We start from the raw sequence: 21150 nt of genomic DNA, 5'->3' as shown, positions 1-21150 counted from the left end.
GTGTCGTGAGTAGACGACTCACCGCCGGAGCCGCCGCGATCTCGGCGGCGCTGGCCTTCACGTTGACGGTACCGGTGACCCCGACCACCGCGGCACCGGCCGGCAGCAGAGAGTTCACCGTGGTGGCAGAGGACGGCGTCTCCGCCGCCGCGGCCGTCGACGCCATCGTCGCCGCCGGCGGATCGGTCGTGTCGCGGATCGACGACGTCGGCGTTTTCCGGGTCGTCAGCGACCGGCCCGACTTCGCGGCAAAGGCCACGGCCGCCGGTGCCCTGATCGGGGCGGCGGAGCAGAAGGCGATCGGTCGCAAACCCGTGCTGGACCGGGTGGAGCAGGAGAACCTGCTGGACCGCACCGGCGCGTCCCGGGGCGGCACCGCCAGGCGTGGCGCCCGGATGGACCCCTTGGACGACAAGCTCTGGGGTCTGGAGATGATCCGGGCCGACAGGTCCCGCAAGGTCGAGCCCGGTGACCGGGGCGTCACCGTCGGCGTGCTGGACACCGGTGTGGATGGTAGCCACCCCGACCTCGCGCCCCGCTTCAGCTGGTCCCTCTCGCGCAACTTCGCCCCCGACCGGGAGGATGTCGACGGCCCGTGCGAGGTGCCGAGCTGCGTGGACCCGGTCGGCACCGACGACAACGGGCACGGCACGCACGTGGCCGGCACGATCGGCGCCGCCGCCAACGGCTTCGGCGTCTCGGGCATCGCACCGCAGGTGACCCTGGTGGAGCTGAAGGGCGGCCAGGACTCGGGCTACTTCTTCCTCGAACCGGTCGTCAACGCCCTGGTCTACGCGGGCAAGGCGGGGCTGGACGTGGTGAACATGTCCTTCTACGTCGACCCCTGGCTCTACAACTGCGTCGCCAACCCGGCCGATTCACCGGCCGCCCAGGCGGAACAGCGGGCAATCATCAAGGCGATGCGGCGCGCGCTGACCTACGCCCACAACCACGGGGTGACGCTGGTCGGCGCGCTCGGCAACAACCACGAGGACCTCGGGGCACCGCGTACCGACACGAGCAGCCCGGACTACGGCGCCGATCCGTACCCCCGGCCGATCGACAACGACAGCTGCTGGGACCTGCCGGTGGAGGGCCCGCACGTGATCGGGGTGTCGGCGTTGGGGCCGTCGGGGCGCAAGTCCGACTTCTCCAACTACGGCACCGAGCAGATCTCGGTCGCGGCACCGGGTGGGTGGTACCGCGACGGGTTGGGCACCGACAGCTTCCAGACCGACGCGAACATGATTCTGTCCACGTACCCGCTGCACGTCCTCCAGGAGGAGGGGGCGGTCGACGAGGACGGCAACATCCTGCCGGACTCCGAGGGCGCCGTCTTCAAGGACTGCCGGCGCAACGGGGAGTGCGGGTACTACACCTACCTGCAGGGCACCTCGATGGCGTCGCCGCACGCCGCCGGTGTGGCCGCGCTGATTGTCAGCAGGTACGGCAAGCCCGACCGTGGACGCGGCGGGTTGACCCTGGCGCCGGACCGGGTGGAGAAGCACCTCTACCGGACGGCCAGCGAGCGTGCCTGCCCGACGCCGCGCCTCGTCAGCTACACCGACGTGGGCCGGCCGGCGGAGTTCGACGCCTTCTGCGCGGGCGGTCGCAACTTCAACGGCTTCTACGGGCACGGCATCATCGACGCGTACGCGGCGGTGACGAAGCCGCTGTAGACAGGCGGCGGACGGTGATCGGCACGACCTGAGGCGGGAGCCGGGCCTGACCGGCCGGCTCCCGCCAACGTCGTCCGCGCGTACGCCTCGGTCTGCACCGGCCCGGGGACGTGGGCCGGCTCGCACCACCGAGCTGACGTGCGTCGGCGAAGCTTGATCGTGCGCGCCCCACTCCTCCTGCGTCATGTCCGGGGCTTCAGGCGGCAATGGCGGATCACCGACAACTCAGTCCTGAGCCCGGTCCCGACCCGGCGAGGATGTATGTGAGGTTCCTCGGCTGGGCGAAACCGCGCCTCGACATCGCCCGGAACCGGCCCGGAACCAGCTCGGGACCGGCGCCGACGGCAATCGGCGCCGGTCCCGGCGGGATCAGACCCGCGACGTGGGAATCAGCGGAGGGAGACCCCGGCCGCTGCCGCCCGGCGCTCACCGTCGGCCTTGAGCTTGGCGGCCTTGTCCAGGTCCGCCTGGGCAACGACCACCGAGCCGAAGATCCGCACCGCCTGGTAGTAGGTCCAGGCCAGGCTGTAGCAGGCCGGGCGCACGAACGAGTTGTACGTCGCGCAGACCCGCTGCAGGTCCTCGTAGAAAGCGCTGTCCAGGCGAGCCTTGTTCGGGTCGAACTGGCCCATCGCCTTGTAGTTGCGGTAACCGAAGTCGTGCCGGTAGCAGGAGAGCTCGAAGTTGAACCCGAGCGGGTTGTCCGGGCTGGACGAGCAGTAGTCGGTGGACCAGTTGAAGGCGTACTCGGCCCAGGCACCCTGGTTCGTGCGGGCGGAGTTCCAGGAGTTGTAGCTGCTGGCGCTGGTCTGGGTCCAGCTCGACAGCACGGAGAGCTTCTGTGCGGGCGTCACCGCGGCCGAGGCGGGCGCGGCGAAGCCGAGGAGCACCAGTACGGCGAACGTACCGGCGGTCAGGGTGGTCAGCAGGCGACGGGACAAGGCGGTTACCTCCGGAGGAGAGGGCTCCCTCGTGGGGCGGCCCAGGGCGGGACGGAGCAGGTCACCGGGTAGGTGATCTACGTGGTGACCAGTCTCGGGGAATCGTCGCCTGCCGATCTCTATCGGACCTTTATTTTCGTTGACAGGCGCCAGAACAGGCGAAAGCTCCGAGGTGGCGTACCCCCTCGGAGCCTTCACGGTGATCAGCGCCGGTCGGTCCGGCTCGTCAGCGCAGGACGAACCACGGGGGGCTCGGCCGGCTCTCGTTGGCCAGCCGGTCGAGCGCGGTCACGTAGTAGCTGTAGCGCCGGCCGGGCTCGGCGCTGCCGTCCAGCCAGGACTGCACCGAGCTGCCGGTCGCCCGGACGGTGCCGACCAGATTGCCGGCGTCGGCGTAGCCGCAGGCGCCGGGGAGGTCGATCCCGTCGAAGCGGTAGATCGCGTACGAGGTCGCCCGGGCGAACGGCCCGAACCCGTCGACCGGCTGCCGCCAGCGCAGCTTCACCCCGTCGGCCTGCCGGGTGGCGCCGGTCAGCACCGGGAACATCAGCGGCTTCGCCGGGAGGTGGGGCATGGTCGGGATCAGCGCGGGCCGGGAGTAGTGCTCGGCCGCGTAGATGTCGGTGGCGCCGAGCTTGTTCGCCCGGACCTGCACCGCGCTGAAGTGGATGTTGCCGTCGACCTCCGGGTGGTCCCGGTTGAACGCGAGGTGCTTCGACATCTCGGCTGGGTCCTGCCAGGGCGCCGGCTGCGCCGGATCACCGATCTTGTAGTCGGCCTGCCCGATGTAGAGCTGCACCCGGGTGCCGGCGACCACCTCCGACCACCACGGCACCAGCTTGGCGTAGTCGGCCACCGTGAAACCGATGTTCCAGTAGACCTGCGGCACGATGTAGTCGATCCACTCCTCCTTCACCCACTTGCGGGTGTCGGCGAAGTTGGCGTCGTACGACTGCGTGCCGTTGGTCTCCGAGCCGAGCGGGTCGGCGGCGGCGTTCCGCCAGATGCCGAAGGGGCTGATTCCGAACTTCACCCAGGGCTTGACCGCCTTGATCCGCTGGCCCATCTCCTGGACGAGCAGGTCGATGTTGTGCCGCCGCCAGTCCGCCTTGCTGGCGAAGCCGGCGCCGTACCGCTCGAAGGTGGCCTGGTCGGCGAAGTCCTGCCCGGCCGCCGGGTAGGGGTAGAAGTAGTCGTCGAAGTGCACTCCGTCGATGTCGTAGCGGCGGACCGCGTCGAGCATGGCGGTCTGGACGAACTGGCGTACCTCCGGGATGCCCGGGTCGTAGTAGAGCCGGGACCCGGCCGCGTTGGCCGGGTAGGCGACGGCCCACTCCGGGTGCTGGCGCACCGGATGTCCCGGGGCCAGCTTGTCGATGTCGGCGCCGGCACCGTCCGGCATGGAGATCCGGTACGGGTTGAACCAGGCGTGGAACTCCAGGTTCCGTCGGTGCGCCTCGGCGACCAGGTACGCCAGCGGGTCCCAGCCCGGGTCCTGGCCGCGCGTTCCGGTCAGGTACTCCGACCACGGCTCGTACGGCGACGGCCAGAAGGCGTCGGCGGTCGGCCGGACCTGCACGACCACGGCGTTGTGGTTGAGTCGCTGGGCCAGGTCGAGCCAGCCGCGGTACTCCGCCTGCTGGGCCGCGATCCGGTCCGGTGCGGTGTACGACTCCCTGGTCGGCCAGTCGATGTTGACCACGCTCGCGATCCACATCGCCCGGAACTGTCGTTTCGGGGTGGTGGCGTCGGTCGCGCAGCCGGTGCCGGCGGATAGGGTGGTCAGCGTGGATGCGGCCGTGGCCGTGGCCGTGTGCGTGACCGTGCGCGTGGGCGTGGCGTTCGCGGGTGTGGCGGCAGCGAGCGAACCGAGCAGCGCTACGGCCAGCCCGGCGGCTGCGAGCCGATATGGCTTCATGCGGTGCGTCCCTTCGTTGGGCTCCCCGGGGGGTGGGCGATGGGCACGGCGGCGCGCTGTCGGCGCTTTGTACCGACGTGCTTATGTCGCTGGAAGGAAATTTTCACACCGGCGCACGGGGCGCAAGCCGTCGATCGACCATCGGCGTTGGGCCGTACGGTTCCCGGGCCCCTTTTCCCGGCCGGTCTGCCCGGTCGTGCCCTCTCAGCCGGCCCCCACCAGTGCGGCGACCCGGACCAGTGCCTCGATCCGGCCCTGTGCCGCACCGTCGGCGTCGAGTCGTTCGCCGACGATCCAGACCCACTCCTCCCGGTAGTAGTGGGAGATGTCGTGCCGGACCTGCTCCACGCGGAGCCGGAGTGGGTGCCCACCGTACCGCCAGTCCTCCTTGCGCAGCTCGAGTATGGTGCCGGCGGCCAGATGGGGGAGAGCGGGCAGCGTGGTCACGGCACCTCCAGGCGGCGCAGGCTCTGTCGAACGCGGCGGTCGGTGGGGCGAATGACCGCATCTGACGTCACAGCGTGCTAATTCGGCGGTACCCAGCGCAACGCATCGCACCAAAATTTCAGCTCGATGCATGGCCGGGCGCCGGCCCGCATCCCGGCGCCGTCCGGGCGGTCCCGCCGCTGGTCCTGGCGCTGGTCGGAATGGGCCGCCCCCGATACGGTCGGCCGGCCGACCCGGTGCGATGATCCGCGCTATGTTGTGGGCGTGCGGGCGGGGGTAGCGATGAGGCAGGGTGGGCGATGATCCACTTTCCCGCCATCCACCGGGGGCCGCTGCGGGCGTTGAGCCAGCGGCTGGCCGCCGCGATCGGCCTCGTACTGTTGATCGTCGCAGTGGTCTACCTCGACCGGGACGGCTACCGTGACCTCAACGAGGACGGGATCACCCTCCTCGACTCCTTCTACTACGCGGTGGTCTCCCTCTCCACCACCGGATACGGCGACATCACGCCGGTGACCAGGGGCGCTCGGCTGACCAACGTCCTGGTGGTCACCCCGGCCCGGGTGCTCTTCCTGATCATCCTGGTCGGCACCACCCTGGAAGTCCTGACCGAGCAGTACCGCACCAACCTCCGCTTGACGCGGTGGAGGAGGACCGTGAAGGACCACGTCATCATCTGCGGCTACGGCACCAAGGGCCGCAGCGCGATCTCCGCACTGCTCGAGACCGGCTTCGAGAAGCGGCGGATCCTCGTCGTCGAGCGCAACCCGGCGGCGGTCCGGCAGGCCACCTCGGCCGGCCTGGTGGTGGTCGAGGGAAACGCGACCCGGTCGTCCACGCTGAACGAGGCGCACGTCCGGCACGCGAAGTCCGTGATCATCGCCACCGACAGCGACGAGGTCTCGGTGCTGGTCACCCTGACCGTCCGGCAGCTCACCGCCGGCCAGGTCCGGATCATCGCCGCCGCACGCGAGGCCGAGAACGCGCCGCTGCTGCGGCAGAGCGGGGCGCACCACGTCATCGTCTCGTCGGCCACCGCCGGCCGGTTGCTCGGCGTCTCCACCTCGGCGCCGCCCCTGATCGACGTCGTGGAGGACCTGCTCACCCCCGGGCAGGGGATGGCGCTGGCGATGCGCTCGGCCACCCGCAACGAGGTCGGCGTCTCGCCCCGCAAACTGGAGTCACTGGTCATCGCCCTGGTCCGGCGGGGGAAGGTGGTCTCGCTCTCCGATCAGGCGGCCACCGCCATCGAGACCGGCGACATGCTGGTGTACGTCCGTGACGACCGCGCCGCCAGCAGTCCCGTCAGTCCCGCCGACCAGAACCGCTGACGCCCCCGTCGGTCAGCTCAGAGGATGGTCCAGGTGTCGCCACTGTTGAGCAGGGTGGCGAGCTGCTCCTCCGGGGTGCCGGTGGTCCTGGACCGGGCGGTGCTGACCTGCTCCTGCACGATGCTGTCGTAGGAGGGGCGCCGCACGTTCCGGAGGATCCCGATCGGGGTGTTCCGCAGGTCGAAGCCGGGCAGCCGGGAGAGCGCGAAGGCGTACGCCGGCTCGGTCACCGTGGCGTCGTGCACCACGATCTCCTCCGCCGGCACGGAGGCGGTCTCCCGTACCTCCAGTCCGAACCCGCCCGGCGGGTGCACGACGCAGAACTGTCCGGTCGACCCGAAGGTGATCGGCTGGCCGTGCTCCAGCCGGATCAGGTAGTCGTCCCGGGTGGCCGGCTCCTTCAGCTCCTCGAACGCGCCGTCGTTGAAGATGTTGCAGTTCTGGTAGATCTCCACGAACGCCGAGCCCTCGTGCTCGGCGGCGGCCCGCAACACCGACTGGAGATGCTTGCGGTCCGAGTCGATCGTCCGGGCCACGAAGGTCGCCTCGGCGCCGAGGGCCAGCGAGAGCGGGTTGAAGGGCGCGTCCGCCGAACCGACCGGCGTCGACTTGGTGATCTTGCCGACCTCGGAGGTGGGAGAATACTGCCCCTTGGTCAGCCCGTAGATCCGGTTGTTGAAGAGCAGGATCTTGAGGTTGACGTTCCGGCGCAGCGCGTGGATCAGGTGGTTGCCGCCGATCGACAGCGCGTCACCGTCTCCGGTCACCACCCAGACCGACAGGTCCGGCCGGGAGGCCGACAGCCCGGTCGTGATCGCCGGGGCCCGACCGTGGATCGAGTGCATCCCGTAGGTGTTCATGTAGTACGGGAAACGCGACGAGCAGCCGATGCCGGAGACGAAGACGATCCGCTCCCGGGGGATCTGCAACTCGGGCATGAACGACTGGACGGCGGCGAGGATCGCGTAGTCGCCGCAGCCGGGGCACCAGCGCACCTCCTGGTCGGACTTGAAGTCCCTGGTGGTGAGCTTGAGGGCGACGGACTCAGGCATTCTTGACTACCTCTTCCAGCATGGTCTCCAGCTCCGTCGCGGTGAACGGCAGGCCCCGGACCTGGTTGTATCCGATCGCGTCGACCAGATAGCGGGCCCGGATCACGTGGGCGAGCTGGCCGAGGTTCATCTCCGGGATCACCACCCGCTCGTAGCGGGCCAACACCTCGCCAAGGTTCGCCGGCAGCGGCGCCAGGTGCCGCAGGTGCGCCTGGGCCACCGGCAGGCCGCGCTGGCGCAGCCCACGGCAGGCCGCGCCGATCGGCCCGTACGTCGAACCCCAGCCGAGCACCAGCACCCGGGCGTCCGAGTCGGGATCCTCCACCTCGACGTCCGGCACCTCGATCGCCTCGATCCGGGCCGCCCTGGTCCGCACCATGAAGTCGTGGTTGGCCGGGTCGTACGAGATGTCCCCGGTCCTGTCGGCCTTCTCCAGGCCGCCGATCCGGTGCTCCAGTCCCGGCGTGCCGGGGATGGCCCACGGCCGGGCCAGTGTCGCCGGGTCGCGCAGGTAGGGCAGGAAGGTTTTTCCGTCCTCACCGTTCGGTTCGGTGGCGAACTCGACGCGCAGGTCCGGCAGGGCGTCGACCTCGGGCAGCAGCCACGGCTCGGAGCCGTTCGCCACGTAGTTGTCGGAGAGCAGGATCACCGGGGTGCGGTGGGTGAGCGCGATCCGCGCCGCCTCCAGGGCGGCGTAAAAGCAGTCCGACGGCGAACGCGGGGCGACCACCGCGACCGGCGCCTCGCCGTGCCGGCCGAAGAGCGCCATGTTCAGGTCGGCCTGCTCGGTCTTGGTCGGCATCCCGGTCGACGGTCCGGCCCGCTGCACGTCGACGACGACCAGCGGCAGTTCCAGGGCCACGGCCAGCGAGATCGTCTCGCCCTTCAGCGCCACGCCGGGGCCGGAGGTGGTGGTGACGCCGAGCGCACCGCCGTAGGAGGCGCCGAGCGCCGCCCCGATCGCCGCGATCTCGTCCTCGGCCTGCATCGTCGTGACGCCGAACCGCTTGTGCTTGCTGAGCTCGTGCAGGATGTCCGAGGCCGGGGTGATCGGGTATGCGCCGAGGAAGACCGGCAGCCCGGAGCGGACCCCGGCGGCCACCAGGCCGAGCGAGAGGGCGGCGTTGCCGGTGATGTTCCGGTAGGTGCCGGGGCTCATCTTCGCCGGCTTGACCTCGTAGCGGACCCCGAAGTCCTCGGTGGTCTCGCCGAAGTTCCAGCCGGCCTTGAACGCCGCCGTGTTCGCCGCGACCAGCTCCGGCCGGGCGGCGAACTTGCGTTCCAGGAAGGCGATCGTCGACGCGTACGGCCGGGAGTACATCCAGGAGAGCAGGCCGAGCGCGAACATGTTCTTGGCCCGCTCGGCGTCCTTCTTCGAGACGTCGAATTCGGCGAGGGCGCCGACGGTCATCGAGGTGAGCGCGACCGGATGCAGTGCATAGCCGTCCAGCGAACCGTCGTCGAGCGGACTGACCTGGTAGCCCACCTTGGCCAGGTTGCGCCTGGTGAACTCGTCGGTGTTGACGATGATGTCGGCCCCGCGCGGCAGGTCGGCCAGGTTGGCCTTGAGCGCGGCCGGGTTCATCGCGACCAGCACGTTGGGGGCGTCGCCCGGGGTCAGGATGTCGTAGTCCGCGAAGTGCACCTGGAAGCTCGACACCCCGGGCAGGGTGCCGGCGGGTGCGCGGATCTCGGCCGGGAAGTTGGGGAGCGTCGAGATGTCGTTGCCCAGTTGAGCGGTTTCCGAGGTGAACCGGTCGCCGGTGAGCTGCATGCCGTCACCGGAGTCGCCGGCGAAGCGGATGACCACCCGATCCAGTTGTTGGACCTGCTTGCTCACTGCTGCACCTCGCTTCGCTCGGCCCGATCGGACGGGTCGAGCTCAGGGGTGACCTCGCCGTGCTCGGTCACGTCTCCTCCTTGAGCGCCGGTGGCGGGTCGGCGGTGGGGATGAGGGGCCGGACCCGCTCCAGTCCTTCCTCCCAGAGCCTACGTCGGTCGTTAGGTGATCCTTGCTAAAGGTCCGTCACATGGGACGCTGTAACGGGATGATTGGTACGCTTTCGTCCGGCCTCCGCGGCGGTGTCGTAATCCAGATCACCGGGGCGGTAGGCTGCCGTACGTGACCGGATACCTCGGGTCGTACGCGACGCTGGGGCTGCTGCTGCTCGCCAGCGTACTGGTCTTCGTCGGGGCGTTCGCCGCCAATCGGGTGCTCCGTCCGGCCCGCCCGGCGGACCCGCCCGGCAAGCGCGCCAACTACGAGTGCGGGCTGGATCCGGTCGGCAGCGACTGGGCGCAGATGCAGATTCGCTACTACGTCTACGCCTACCTCTACGTCCTCTTCGCGGTCGAGGCGGTCTTCCTCTTCCCCTGGGCGGTGGTCTTCGACCGGCCTGGATTCGGCCTGGTCACCGTCGTCGAGATGGCCATCTTCGTCGCCGTGCTCGCCCTGGGCATCCTCTACGCCTGGCGAAAGAACATCCTCCGCTGGACCCAGTAAGGAAGGGCCCCCGCTTATCGTTTTCCGTTGTAGCGGGGGCCCTTCCTAACCGCTGGGCAGCGCCGGACAGGGGCGTGCGGGGCGGCTAGGCCAGGCCGCGGCGGGACAGTGCGGGCGGGCGGTCGCCCCGGATCGAGGCGACCATGTCCAGCAGGCGCCGGGTCGGGCGTACCTGGTGTGCCCGGAACACCCGGGCGCCGAGCCAGGCCGAGACGGCGGTGGCCGCCAGGGTGCCCTCCAGCCGCTGGTCGAGCGGCAGGTCGAGGGTCTCCCCGATGAAGTCCTTGTTGGAGAGGGCCACCAGCACCGGCCAGCCGGTGCCGGTCAGCTCGTCGAGCCGACGGGTGATCTCCAGCGAGTGGCGGGTGTTCTTGCCGAAATCGTGCGCGGGGTCGATCAGGATGCCGTCGGGGCGTACCCCGAGCCGGACCGCGCGGTCGGCGAGCCCGATGACCGTCCCCACCACGTCGGCCAGCAGGTCCGGAAACGCCGCCCGGTGCGGTCTGGTACGCGGCGTCAGCCCACCGGCGTGCGAGCAGACCAGCCCCGCCCCGGTCGCGGCGGCCACCTCGGCCAGCGCCGGGTCGGCGCCGGACCAGGTGTCGTTGAGCAGGTCCGCCCCGGCCGCGACCGCCTCGACGGCGACCTCGGCCCGCCAGGTGTCGATCGAGATCACCACGTCGGGGAAGGCGGCCCGGACGGCGGCGATGGTGCCGACGGTACGCCGGATCTCCTCTGCCACGTCCACGTCGTCGCCGGGTCCGGCCTTGACGCCACCGATGTCGATGATCTCCGCGCCCTCGGTGACCGCACGCTCGACGGCCCGCAGGGCGCTGTCGGCGGCGAAGGTCACGCCCCGGTCGAAGAACGAGTCCGGAGTACGGTTCACGATCGCCATCACGGCGAGGTCACCGGGGGCGAACGTGCGCCGCCCGAGTCGAAGGGTGCGCTGGCCGGGTCGATGTGCCTCCGCCATCCACTCCTCCTGCGCCATCCGCGTCCCCCGCGCCGTGCCCGCGTCCGCTCCGCCGTGACGCGTCGATCACGCTAGCCGGGGCGGTCCGTCAGAAGCGGGCCGGGTGGTGAACCAGCCGGCAGGGTTTCATGCCTGTCGAAGGATGACGACCGGGGTGGCGGGGTCGCCGGGCCCGGCTCGTCGTGCCACCATCGGCGGATGGGTCAGGTTCTGCTCCTCTTGGTCGTGGCGCTCACCGTCGCGGCAGTGGTCTTCGGCGTGACAGTGCTGGTAACCGGCTCCGATTCGGGATTGGGCACAGCTGAGCCGGACGGCCGGGCGGTGCCGCTGCCCGGCAACCGGCCGCTGCTGGAGACGGATGTCGGGCAGGTGCGGTTTGACACGGCCCTGCGGGGCTACCGGATGGCCCAGGTCGACCAGGCGCTGCGGCGCACGGCGTATGACATCGGCTACAAGGACGAGTTGATCGGGGTGCTCCAGGCGGAGGTCACCGCGCTCCGGGAGGGTCGGACCGACGACGCCGACGTGCTCCGCCGGGCGCGCGAGGCGGCTCTCGTACCGGCCGGATCGGCCCGCGTCGCGCCGGACGGTGCGCTCGACGGTCCCTCCGCCCGTACGTTGGTGGCCGAGGCGGCGGCCCGTGACCAGCAGGCGCAGCCCGATCCTGGGTCCACACGCGTGCCCGAGCCCGTGCCCGTGCCCGCGCCGGAGCCCAGGCCCGCGCCGGCGCAGCCCGCTGCGGCTCCGGCGGACAAGACCGCCGTGCAGGGGCGGGTCGAGGACGAGCGGGCGGCGGAGCGGGTCGAGGACGAGCGGGCGGTGGAGCGGTCACCGGAACCGGCGGCGGAACGGGTCGGGGAACGGACGGACGGCGGTGACTCGGCGGCGACCCGGCCGATCCGGGCCGGTGGATCGGTGATCGAGGCGGAGGACGGCGAGTTCGCCACGCCGGCCGAGCGGCCTGCCGAGTCGAAGCCCTCTCGGGTGCCGGACGGGTCCGCTGCGCCGACAGGGCAGGGCGGACCGGCGGAGCAGTCGGAGCGGGCGTGAGCGCCGATGATCGGGACGGCCCGGATCCGGACGGCGCCGAAGGGCTCCGGGCGGCAGCCCAGCCCGGCGCCGGGGAGGTGACCGCCACGGTGATCGTCGCGGCTCCCGCGTCTCGGGTCTTCGCCGCGCTGACCGCGTGGGAGCGGCAGGGCGAGTGGATCCCGTTCACCCGGGTCCGGCTGGTCGAGGGGGACGGTGGCGAGGGCAGCCTGGTGGAGGCGGTCACCACGGTCGGCCCGGCCGTGCTCCGGGACGAGATGCGGGTGGTCCGGATGGACGCGCCGTACGAGGTGCGCGTGGTGCACTGCGGGCACCTGTTGCGCGGCCCCGGGGTGCTGCGTTGCACCCAGATGGACCGGGACCGTACCCAGGTGGTCTGGCACGAGTGGTTCCACCTGCCCGGCGGATCGGCCGGTCGGGTCGCCTGGCCGGTGCTCTGGCCGGGCTCCAAGCTCGGCCTCAGCCAGGCGCTCAAGCGGTTCGCCCGGCTGGTCGAGCGCGGCCGGCTGCCCTGACCGGCCGCCCTGACCGGCTGCCCTGACCCGGCCGCCTGGATCCGACCGGCGGCCGAGACCCGACCGGCGCCTGGAGCGGTGACTCCCGGAGCGGTGACGCCTGGAGCGGTGACGCCTGGAGCGGTGACGCCTGGAGCGGTGACGCCTGGAGCGGTGACGCCTGGAGCGGTGACGCCTGGAGCGGTGACGCCTGGAGCGGTGGTGCCTGGAGCGGTGGCCTCGCTCACCGGCAGGTTGTCGGGCCGTTGGCCTACCGTTGGTGCCGTGACTGATCTGGTGACCGGGGTCGACGGGCTGGCACGCTGCGGCTGGGGGGCCGGCACGGCCGACTATGCCGCCTACCACGACGAGGAGTGGGGCCGGCCCCTGCACGGTGACGACGCGCTCTACGAGCGGCTCAGCCTGGAGGCGTTCCAGTCCGGGCTCTCCTGGCTGACGATCCTGAGGAAGCGGCCGGCGTTCCGGCTCGCCTTCGACGGGTTCCACCTGGAGACCGTGGCCGGCTACGGTGACGCCGATGTCGCCCGGCTGATGGCCGACGCCGGGATCGTGCGCAACCGAGCCAAGATCGACGCCGCGATCGCCAACGCCCGGGCCGCGCTCGACCTGCCGGACGGTCTGGCGGCGTTGCTCTGGTCGTTCGCCCCGGCCGCCCGGCCGGCCCGACCCCGGTCCTTCGCGGAGGTGCCCGCCGTCACGGCGGAGTCGGTGGCGATGGCCAAGGCGCTCAAGAAGCGCGGCTTCCGCTTCGTCGGCCCCACCACGGCATACGCGCTCATGCAGGCGACCGGCATGGTCGACGACCACCTCGCCGGCTGCCACGTGAAGCCGCCCGCCGCCGCCGTGATGGGATAGCGACATGAGCGCAGCGGGTCCGGCCAGGACGTGGGCAGTCGTCATTCCTGGCGAGCGATACGAGGCCGAGCGGCTCTTCCACCACGACACCCTGGAGTTGACCGGGCTGGGCGGCGGGCTCCGGCCCGGACCGGGCGACCCGGTCCTGGTCGTCCGGGACGAGGAGCCGCCGCTGGTGGTGGCGCTGGGTCGGGTGCTCGACGCCGACGGCGTGGAGGAGCGGGATCCGGACGATCCGCAGTCCGGCCAGGAGGAGGCGGCGGCGCTCGCGGTGACGTACACCCGGCAGGTCTTCGACGCGCCGGTCCCGGCCGACCGGCTCGCCGTGGTCGGCCCGGTCACCCCGGTCGACCCCGCGCTCTACCAGGAGCTGGCCGGGCGGGTCGGTCCGGCGCCGGACCGGCGTAACTTCCTGGTCAGCCTGCACCTGCCGATCGAGGCGGCGTCACCGTCCGAGGCGGTCCGGCTCTTCTGGTCGTACGTCCAGGAACTCGGTCCCCGAGAGCTGCCCGCCTTTGTCGCCCCGTCCGGCGACGAGCTGGCGATGCAGGCGTTCGTGCTCGGCGCCGAGGCCAACCAGGATCCGGAGGAGGACGACGACTGAGGCGGGCGGGCTCGTCAGGTCAGCACTCCGGTGAGCCGGCCCTCCCAGCCGGCCAGCACCTTCCCCGGGTCGGTGTCGAGCACCCGCTCCAGCAGGGTGGCGTAGACGTCCCGGAAGTCGGTGGTGAACCGCAGGTCGCCGTCGTCGAGGTCGGTCAGGCTCGGCGGTTCGCCGTGCAGGCCACCCCGGACGCCGGCACCGAGCAGGAAGACGTCGGAGGCGGTGCCGTGGTCGGTGCCGTCCGAGGCGTTCGCCCGGACCCGCCGGCCGAACTCGGAATAGACCGCGATCACCACCTTGCGGCCGGCCTCGGTGTCGGCCATCCGGTCGACGAATCCGGTCAGCGCCTTGTCCACCTGGCCGAGCAGCACCGCCTGGAGCTGCTTCTCGTCCGCGTGGGTGTCGAAGCCGCCGAGCGATACCGAGAAGACCCGGCTCGACACCCCGGCCTCGACGCACTGCGCGACCAGGTCCAGTTGGGCGGCGAGGGAACTTCGTGCCCCGCCGGTGGCGGTCGCCGGAGGCTGCTCGTCGCCGCCCGGGTCGGCCTCCTCGGCCGTGGCGGCGGCGTCGCGTACCTCGGTGATCATGGCGTCGACGGCGCGCAGGTCGGCGAAGCATGCGGCGGCCCGGGCCTGGCCGGCCGGCTCGCCGGGCTCCGGCACGGCGAGCCTTGCCAGGACCGGGTCGCCGACCGGGCGCCGGGCCTTCCGCTCGGTCACCGGCACGGCCGCGCCCGCGCTGGCGGCGCCGGCCAGCAGCGGCGGCAGTGTCGGCTCGAAGGAGACCGCGAGCCGGGGATCCCCGCCCACCCCGTCCAGCCAGCGGCCGAGCCAGCCGGTCTGCTCCGGCCGGTCGGGGCGGGCGGTCTGCCAGATGTCCATGGACCGGAAGTGGCTACGGTCCGGTGTCGGGTATCCGACACCGCGTACGATCGCCAGCCGGCCGTCGCCGAAGAGCCGGTGCAGCCCGGCCAGTGCGGGGTTCAGCCCTACCTGCTCGTCCAGCCGCTTCACCTCCTCGGCCGAGTACGCCAGCTCGGGGCGGGCGTCATGGTAGGCCGGGTCGGCGTACGGAACGACGGTGTTCAGCCCGTCGTTGCCGCCGTAGAGGGTGACCAGGACCAGGGTGCGGGCCTGCGGGTCACGGTCGCCGGCCGTGGCGAGCAGGTCGGAGAGGCCGTACGCGCCGGCACCGGCCGCGAGCGCGCCCGCTCCGGTCACGCCGCTCGCGATCAGGAACCTGCGTCGGGTGAGGATGTCCATCGTCTCGTCGCCTCCTCGTCAGCCGACGGTGTATTCGGGGCTGACCAGCCCGGCGACGAGTAGTCGGCGCGGGTCGTCGGCCAGCGGGGTCAGGGCGGCCAGGGTGCGTGGCGTCCAGCGGTCGACCACCAGCAGCCGGGCCAGGGCGTCCGGCCGCCCGGCGCGGGGCGCGGCGGTGAGCCGCCGGGTCGCCTCCGGGGCCGCCGCGCCGGCCAGCAGCGCGGCGAGCCGCATCCGGGCCTGCAACGACGACGTGGTCAGCCAGGACGATCCGGCCGGCCAACCGCCGACGCTCGGCGGTCGCAGCGGCACCTGGTCCATTCCGGCCAGCCGAGCGGCGAGTTCCTTGCGCTGCTGCTCGGGGAGCTTTCCGGGCCGGATGCCGAGCTGGCGCATCGCGCCGACGGCCCACTCGACCGGCTGCTTCACCAGCCCGCCCCGGGCCTGCCCGAAGGCAGGGTGGCTGAAGAGCGCCCGGAGCAGCTCGGCGGTGCCGCCGCCCGTCCCGCCCAGCGTCTCCGGCGGCGCCACCTCCGTGCCGGCGAACCGGGCCCAGAGCCGGGCCGCGACGAAGGCGCCGGCCTCGGGACGGGCGGCGAGCAGCCGGGCGTACGAGTCGGCGTCGAACGCCTCGGTCCGGCCCAGGATCGTCTTCTCGGCCGGGTCGTGCCGCCGCCGCACGAACCGGGCCTGCCCGGTGCGCCGGTCGACCTGCCAGCCGGTCAGCGCCCGCGCCCCGGCCTTGACGTCGTCCTCCGTGTAGTGGCCGATGCCGAGGGTGAAGAGTTCCATCAGTTCGCGGGCGAGGTTCTCGTTAGGGGCGGCCCGGGTGTTCTTCTGCCCGTCCAGCCAGATGATCAGGGCGGGGTCGGCGACCATCGCCCGGACCAGGGCCTCGAACGGGCCCCGGCCATGCCGCCGGAAGGTCTCGAGCTGGCCGAGCATGAGCTGTGCCGACCTGACCTTGCGGACGCTTGTCGCCCAGTGCCCGTGCCAGAAGAAGACCAGCTTTTCGGTGAGCTGGTGCTCGGCGGCGACCATCCGGTCCAGCCACCAGTCGACGAGCAGCCGCACCTGGTCCGCCCGCGCCTTCTGTGCCTGTTGCCGCTGTTCGCGGCTGGAGGTCTTGTCGATGCCGGCGTAGGGGTCGGCGCCGAGCCGGGGCAGGGGAGTGGCCGCCGCGCCGGAATCGGCACCGACCGGACCGAGTAACCGGTCCAGCGTCGCTGCCGGCCCGGCGCGTACGGCCGCCTCCACCTCCTCGGCCGTCGGCCCGAAGGTGGCGCGGCGCAGCAGGTGTACGACAGCGTCCCGATCGACCATGCGACCGACCATAGGCGGCCGATGTACGAGCCCGGTAAGGCCGCCGATCGAGATCGATCAGCGTGGCCGGGACCCGCTGGTCGCATCCGACAGCCCGCGTCCGCGCGGCCCGGGGTCAGCGGCCCTCGAAGGTCGGCGGGCGCTTCGCCACGAAGGCGGCGGTGGCGGCCCGGTGGTCGGCGGTGGCGCCGCAGATGGTCTGCGCCTGCGCCTCGGCGGCGAGCGCCTCGGAGAGGGTGCCGGCGTCACCGACCGAGAGCTGCCGCTTGATCGCCCCGTACGCCACCGTCGGCCCGGCCGCCAGCCGGGCGGCCAGCTCCTGCGCGGTCTCCAGCACCTGATCGTCGTCGACCATCCGGGTCAGCAGCCCGAGCCGGTACGCCTCCTCCGCCGCCACCGGCTCGGCGAGCATCAGCAGCTCGACCGCCTTGGCGTGGCCGACGAGCCGCGGCAGCGACCAGGAGGCGCCGGTGTCGCCGGCCAGGCCGACCCTGGCGAAGGCGAGCAGAAAGCTCGTGCCGGGGCCGCCGATCCGGAAGTCGGCGAGGAAGGCCAGCCCGGCGCCGGCGCCGGCCGCCATGCCGCGTACCGCCGCGACGACCGGCTTGGGGAGGCTGGCCAGCCGGGAGGCGATCGGGTTGTAGTGGGTCCGGACGGTGCCGAGCGGGTCGGTGCCGCCGGCGGCGAGGGTCTGGGCGTGCTCCCGCAGGTCCTGTCCGGCGCAGAAGGCGGCGCCGGCACCGGCCAGCACCACCGCGCGGCAGGACCGGTCGTGTTCCAACTGGGCCAGGGTGTCCCGCAGGGCTTCCTTCAGCGGTACGTCCAGCGCGTTCATCGCCGCCGGCCGGTTGAGGGTCAGCGTGACCACGGAGTCGGAGCGGTCGACGAGCAACGGCTGGGTCACCTGTGTTGGCCCTTCTGTCGGGGGATCCGGTGCGCACCGTCGAGACACTGTTCGACGAAGCGGTCGGCGGCCGGCCGGAGCCGGGCGGCGTGCCGGTCGAAGAATGCCGCCGCGCTGGTCCCCGGCCACCGCTCGGGCAGCAGTGCCGGCGGTAGCTGCGGGTCCCGGAAGAGGAAGGTACGCCATGCGTGCACGAGCCGGAACCGGGCCGCGTACGCCTCCTGGTCACCGCTGCGTACGGTCACGGCGGAGAGCAGCGGCCGCTGTTCGGAGACGAAGTCCTGGTACGCCTTTGCGATCTCCTCGAGGTCCCAGGCCCGCCGGACCACCGCCATCGCCCCGGGCGTGCCGGCGGCATGCGCGGCGGTGAACCGTTCGTAGCGCACCCCGGCCTCGGCGAGCAGTCCGTCCACGTCCTCGCCGGGACGGGTGGCGACCCAGGTCTGCTCGTCGAGCATTCCGTAGCCGAGATAGCTCAGGTTGGCGGCGAGGCGTTGCCGGTCGCGCCGGTTCGTCCCGGCTTCGAGCACGATCAGGTCGAATCGGCCGTCCCATCCGATCTTGCCGGTCCGGTAGATCCGGCTGGCCGCCTCGTCCAGCCGCCGGGCGGCTCTCGGGGTGAGCAGATAGCCCGGTCCGGCGGCCAGCCGGAGGGGGTGCAGCCAGCCCTGTCGGACCATCCGGGAGACCGCGGTGCGGACCGCGGGTGCGGCGATGCCGAGCGGGGATAGTAGTTTGACCAGGGCGGACACCGGTGCGCGGCCACCCCTTGAACGGAGATAGTCGCCGTACAGGTCGAAGAGTGCCGACCGTGCCTGCATGACCGCACATTGTGACAGCCCTTCTCAAGATATGCTAGATGCTGTTACATCAATGCTGGTTCGGTTTGGGTCCGGCGGTGTTCATCAGGGAAAATCGTTGGTCGGCACCGCGGCCTTGGGCGGTGATGCTGACCAAATGGATGTGGGGTAACCCACCGACCCTGATGAAGGTCTGAGGGGAGACAACATGGCGGCGATGAAGCCGCGGACGGGCGACGGTCCGCTGGAGGTCACCAAGGAGGGCCGGGGCATCGTCATGCGGGTTCCGCTGGAGGGTGGTGGCCGGCTCGTCGTCGAGATGACTCCCGACGAGGCCAACGCGCTCGGTGACGCGCTGAAGGCCGCCGCCGGCTAAGTGAACGCCGACTCCTCCGGGCGGCCCTGCCGTCCGGCGGGGTTTTCACCCTGGGCCACCGGCGATGCCGCCGGTGGCCCAGGGTGATGTCGGGCGGGGTACGGTCTCTACCGCCCACACAAGATCGTCTGGAGGTGGCGTCGGCGTGCTGTCGATCCGTCTGGTGACCGACCCGGCCGGGTTCGACACCCTGGCCCTGCCCGTCGGGCCCGTCGGAGAGCCCGGCCGACCCGCCGCCGGCACCGGCCGACCCGCCGCCGGCACCGCGCCGAGAGCCCGGCTGCTCTCGACCTGCCTGGCCCTCCCTGACGAGCTGGCCACCGAGGCGACCGACCTGCTCCCCCACCTCGACCAGCCCGCCGACGCGGGCGCGCTGCACCTGTCGATCCGGCCGCAGGGCGACCCGACCCGGCTGCTGCTGGTCGGCGTGGGTGCCGGCGACGAGGCCGGGTGGCGGGCCGCCGGGGCGGCGGTGGTCCGGGCCGCCACACATGAGAGTTCGATCACGATAGCGATTCCGGTCGATGCGGGCCCGGAGGTGGCACGCGGGCTCGCCGAGGGGATCTGGCTCGCGTCGTACCGGTTCCGGATGCCCGACCCCGGCGCGGCCGCCGGCGACCCGCCGCCCCTCGCCGAGGTGCTGCTCGCGGTCGCCGATTCCGAGCCCTACCGGGCGGCGCTGGAGGCCGCCCGGTCGGTCGCCGAGGCGACCCGATTCGCCCGGGACCTGACCAACACCCCCTCGTCGGTGAAGACTCCGGCCTGGTTCGCCGAGCGGGTGGTCGAGGCGGCCGCCGGGCGGTCCGGGCTGACGGTCGAGGTCCGGGAGCCGGATTGGCTCGCCGCCGAGGGATTCGGCGGCATCCTCGCCGTCGGCGGCGGATCGGCCCAGGGGCCCCGGCTGGTCGAGGTGAGCTGGCGGCCCGAGGGCGCGCACCGGCACGTGGTGCTGGTCGGCAAGGGGATCACCTTCGACACCGGTGGCGTCTCGATCAAGCCCCGGGACGCGATGAGGCTGATGCGCAAGGACATGGGCGGTGCGGCGGCCGTGGTCGCCGCGACCATCGGCGCGGCGGCGCTCGGGCTGCCGGTCCGGGTCACCGCGCTCGCCCCGCTCGCCGAGAACATGGTCAGCGGCTCGGCATACCGGCCGGGCGACGTGATCCGGCACTACAACGGCGTGACCAGCGAGAGCACCAACACCGACGCCGAGGGCCGGCTGGTGCTCGCCGACGCGCTCGGCTACGCGGTGCAGCGGCTCGCCCCGGACGTACTGCTGGACCTGGCCACCCTCACCGGCGCCAACGCGGTCGCGCTGGGCAAGCGGACGGCGGCCCTCTACAGCGACACCGACGAGCTGGCCGAGGAGGTGCTGGCGGCGGCCGGCGCGGCCGGGGAGGGAGCCTGGCGGATGCCGCTCCCGGCCGACTACACGGACTATCTCGGCAGTGAGATCGCCGACCTCTACAGCGCACCGACCCAGGGCGCCGGATCGGTGCTCGCCGCGCTCTACCTCCGTGAGTTCGTCGGCGACCTGCGGGACCGCTGGGTGCACGTCGACATGTCGGCGCCCTCCTGGTCGGAGGGGAACGACGGCGAACTCGTGAGGGGCGCCACCGGCTGGGGCGTACGCACGCTGCTGCGCTGGCTGGCCGACCGACCCGGCTGATCGGCCTCCAGCCGGCCCCGGACCACTCCAGCTCGGCACCTGACCGCTCGGCACCTGACCGCGAGGGTCAGCGTTTGACCGCGACGAGCAGTCCTTCGCCGGTGGGCAGCAGCGCCGGGGTCCACTCCTCCGACTCGCGGACCGCCTTGACCACCTCGCGGACCGTCACCGTCTCCACGTCCCGGGCGGCCGGGTCGCCGATCCGCCCGGCGGCCAGCGCCCCGTGCAGCGCGAGTACGCCACCTGGGCGCAGCAGCCGCAGCGCGGCGTCGACGCAGGCGCCATACTCGGCGACGTCCGAGTCGACGAAGATCAGGTCGTAGGCACCGTCGGTGAGCCGGGGCAGCACGTCGAGCGCCCGGCCGGTGATGATCCGGGTCCGTCCGGCGGGAAAGCCCGCCTCCTGGAAGATCCGCCGGGCCATGCGCTGGTGCTCCGTCTCCAGGTCGATCGTGGTCAGGATGCCGTCGGTGCGCATGCCGCGAAGCAGCCAGAGCCCGCTGACCCCGGTGCCGGTGCCGATCTCCACGACGGCCCGCGCACTCCCGGCGGCGGCCAGCAGTCGCAGCGTGGCACCGGTCCCCGGCGTGACGGCATCGAGGCCGATCTCGCCGGCGAGACTACGGGCGGTACGCAGGACCAGGTCCTCGGCGACGTACGCTTCGGCGAACTGGAGTGCTTGGGCGGTCGTCGTGCTGACTGACCGGGCGACCGTGGCGATGGGGCACCTCCGGGCGGCGAGGGGACTCGGCTGGGGATGGAACGGGTCTGCGGATCTGCGAGTGTCCGGGCTTGCGGGCGGCGGGTTCGCCGGGTGACGGTGGAGCGGGTGGCACTGGTGCGGGCGCGGTTGGAACGGGTGGCGGTGAACCGGCCCGTGGTCGGAGTCGGACCGGGCGGGCGGGGGTTGCGGTATGAGCCTAAGGGTGGCGACGCGTGATC

At 72.1% G+C, this 21150-nt stretch carries 19 protein-coding genes and 1 pseudogene; 9 read left to right on the top strand and 11 right to left on the bottom strand.

The genetic code is table 11. The features are described 5' to 3' along the window. Positions 1-5 precede the first annotated feature (5 nt). On the top strand, positions 6-1679 hold the full coding sequence (locus ACN28C_RS02270; protein ID WP_422771961.1) for a S8 family serine peptidase: 1674 nt from the start codon (positions 6-8) through the stop codon (positions 1677-1679). Between the two features lie 389 nt (positions 1680-2068). Here ACN28C_RS02270 and ACN28C_RS02265 read toward each other — a convergent pair whose 3' ends face one another. The 3 genes from ACN28C_RS02265 to ACN28C_RS02255 form a co-directional block, all read right to left on the bottom strand. Beyond that, complete coding sequence (locus ACN28C_RS02265) at positions 2069-2620, bottom strand: phospholipase (RefSeq protein ID WP_422771960.1); 552 nt, start codon at positions 2618-2620, stop codon at positions 2069-2071. Between the two features lie 226 nt (positions 2621-2846). After that, positions 2847-4538: a glycoside hydrolase family 10 protein gene (locus ACN28C_RS02260; RefSeq protein WP_422771959.1), complete on the bottom strand. Its 1692-nt coding sequence runs from the start codon at positions 4536-4538 to the stop codon at positions 2847-2849. 204 nt (positions 4539-4742) lie between these two features. After that, positions 4743-4985 (bottom strand): hypothetical protein, encoded by a 243-nt coding sequence (locus tag ACN28C_RS02255; RefSeq protein WP_422771958.1) that lies wholly within the window; start codon positions 4983-4985, stop codon positions 4743-4745. Between the two features lie 299 nt (positions 4986-5284). On the opposite strand from ACN28C_RS02255, the gene ACN28C_RS02250 reads away from it, so the two are divergent. Further along, positions 5285-6316 (top strand): potassium channel family protein, encoded by a 1032-nt coding sequence (locus ACN28C_RS02250; RefSeq protein WP_422771957.1) that lies wholly within the window; start codon positions 5285-5287, stop codon positions 6314-6316. A 17-nt stretch (positions 6317-6333) separates the two neighbouring features. On the opposite strand, the gene ACN28C_RS02245 is transcribed toward ACN28C_RS02250, so the two are convergent. Next, positions 6334-7368 carry a 2-oxoacid:ferredoxin oxidoreductase subunit beta gene (locus ACN28C_RS02245; RefSeq protein ID WP_422771956.1) on the bottom strand — a complete coding sequence of 345 codons (1035 nt, stop codon included), beginning with the start codon at positions 7366-7368 and terminating at the stop codon, positions 6334-6336. Next, positions 7361-9208, bottom strand: a complete 1848-nt coding sequence (locus ACN28C_RS02240; protein ID WP_422771955.1) for a 2-oxoacid:acceptor oxidoreductase subunit alpha — start codon at positions 9206-9208, stop codon at positions 7361-7363. The genes ACN28C_RS02245 and ACN28C_RS02240 overlap by 8 nt, the downstream gene beginning before the upstream one ends. Before the next feature lie 282 nt (positions 9209-9490). Between ACN28C_RS02240 and ndhC the strand changes: the two genes are divergently transcribed. Further along, positions 9491-9871: an NADH-quinone oxidoreductase subunit A gene (gene ndhC / locus ACN28C_RS02235; RefSeq protein WP_422771954.1), complete on the top strand. Its 381-nt coding sequence runs from the start codon at positions 9491-9493 to the stop codon at positions 9869-9871. A gap of 85 nt (positions 9872-9956) precedes the next feature. On the opposite strand, the gene folP is transcribed toward ndhC, so the two are convergent. After that, on the bottom strand, positions 9957-10847 hold the full coding sequence (gene folP / locus ACN28C_RS02230) for a dihydropteroate synthase (RefSeq protein ID WP_422771953.1): 891 nt from the start codon (positions 10845-10847) through the stop codon (positions 9957-9959). 198 nt (positions 10848-11045) lie between these two features. Between folP and ACN28C_RS02225 the strand changes: the two are divergent. The 4 genes and pseudogenes from ACN28C_RS02225 to ACN28C_RS02210 form a co-directional block, all read left to right on the top strand. Continuing rightward, positions 11046-11399 (top strand): annotated as a pseudogene (locus tag ACN28C_RS02225) (DivIVA domain-containing protein); the annotation flags it as partial. A 494-nt stretch (positions 11400-11893) separates the two neighbouring features. Continuing rightward, on the top strand, positions 11894-12412 hold the full coding sequence (locus ACN28C_RS02220; protein ID WP_422771952.1) for an SRPBCC family protein: 519 nt from the start codon (positions 11894-11896) through the stop codon (positions 12410-12412). Between the two features lie 264 nt (positions 12413-12676). Next, a complete protein-coding gene (locus ACN28C_RS02215; RefSeq protein WP_422771951.1) occupies positions 12677-13267 on the top strand; it encodes a DNA-3-methyladenine glycosylase I in 591 nt (196 codons plus the stop codon). Between the two features lie 4 nt (positions 13268-13271). Further along, positions 13272-13871 carry a hypothetical protein gene (locus ACN28C_RS02210; protein WP_422771950.1) on the top strand — a complete coding sequence of 200 codons (600 nt, stop codon included), beginning with the start codon at positions 13272-13274 and terminating at the stop codon, positions 13869-13871. A gap of 14 nt (positions 13872-13885) precedes the next feature. Here the strand turns inward: ACN28C_RS02210 and ACN28C_RS02205 are convergent, their stop codons facing one another. The 4 genes from ACN28C_RS02205 to ACN28C_RS02190 all read right to left on the bottom strand — a co-directional run bounded on the left by ACN28C_RS02205 (position 13886) and on the right by ACN28C_RS02190 (position 18184). Beyond that, positions 13886-15136 carry a DUF1501 domain-containing protein gene (locus ACN28C_RS02205; protein ID WP_422771949.1) on the bottom strand — a complete coding sequence of 417 codons (1251 nt, stop codon included), beginning with the start codon at positions 15134-15136 and terminating at the stop codon, positions 13886-13888. Positions 15137-15154: 18 nt separating this feature from the next. After that, positions 15155-16459 (bottom strand): DUF1800 domain-containing protein, encoded by a 1305-nt coding sequence (locus tag ACN28C_RS02200; RefSeq protein WP_422771948.1) that lies wholly within the window; start codon positions 16457-16459, stop codon positions 15155-15157. Positions 16460-16574: 115 nt separating this feature from the next. Then, the gene (locus ACN28C_RS02195; RefSeq protein ID WP_422771947.1) at positions 16575-17363 is read right to left on the bottom strand and encodes an enoyl-CoA hydratase-related protein; all 789 of its coding nucleotides are present in this window, start codon (positions 17361-17363) and stop codon (positions 16575-16577) included. Beyond that, complete coding sequence (locus ACN28C_RS02190) at positions 17360-18184, bottom strand: PaaX family transcriptional regulator C-terminal domain-containing protein (RefSeq protein ID WP_422771946.1); 825 nt, start codon at positions 18182-18184, stop codon at positions 17360-17362. The genes ACN28C_RS02195 and ACN28C_RS02190 overlap by 4 nt, the downstream gene beginning before the upstream one ends. A 187-nt stretch (positions 18185-18371) precedes the next feature. On the opposite strand from ACN28C_RS02190, the gene ACN28C_RS02185 reads away from it, so the two are divergent. Both ACN28C_RS02185 and ACN28C_RS02180 read left to right on the top strand, forming a co-directional pair. Next, entirely contained in the window at positions 18372-18539 is a 168-nt protein-coding gene (locus ACN28C_RS02185) for a DUF3117 domain-containing protein (RefSeq protein WP_007455245.1), read from the top strand. A gap of 145 nt (positions 18540-18684) precedes the next feature. Further along, a complete protein-coding gene (locus tag ACN28C_RS02180) occupies positions 18685-20208 on the top strand; it encodes a leucyl aminopeptidase family protein (RefSeq protein WP_422771945.1) in 1524 nt (507 codons plus the stop codon). A 67-nt stretch (positions 20209-20275) separates the two neighbouring features. Here the strand turns inward: ACN28C_RS02180 and ACN28C_RS02175 are convergent, their stop codons facing one another. Beyond that, complete coding sequence (locus ACN28C_RS02175; protein ID WP_422774935.1) at positions 20276-20851, bottom strand: O-methyltransferase; 576 nt, start codon at positions 20849-20851, stop codon at positions 20276-20278. Positions 20852-21150 lie beyond the last annotated feature (299 nt).

It is taken from the genome of Plantactinospora sp. WMMC1484, assembly GCF_049315195.1.
GTDB lineage: Bacteria > Actinomycetota > Actinomycetes > Mycobacteriales > Micromonosporaceae > Plantactinospora.
The sequence above is the reverse complement of the archived record's forward strand: the minus strand, read 5'-3'. Positions and strand labels throughout refer to the sequence as shown.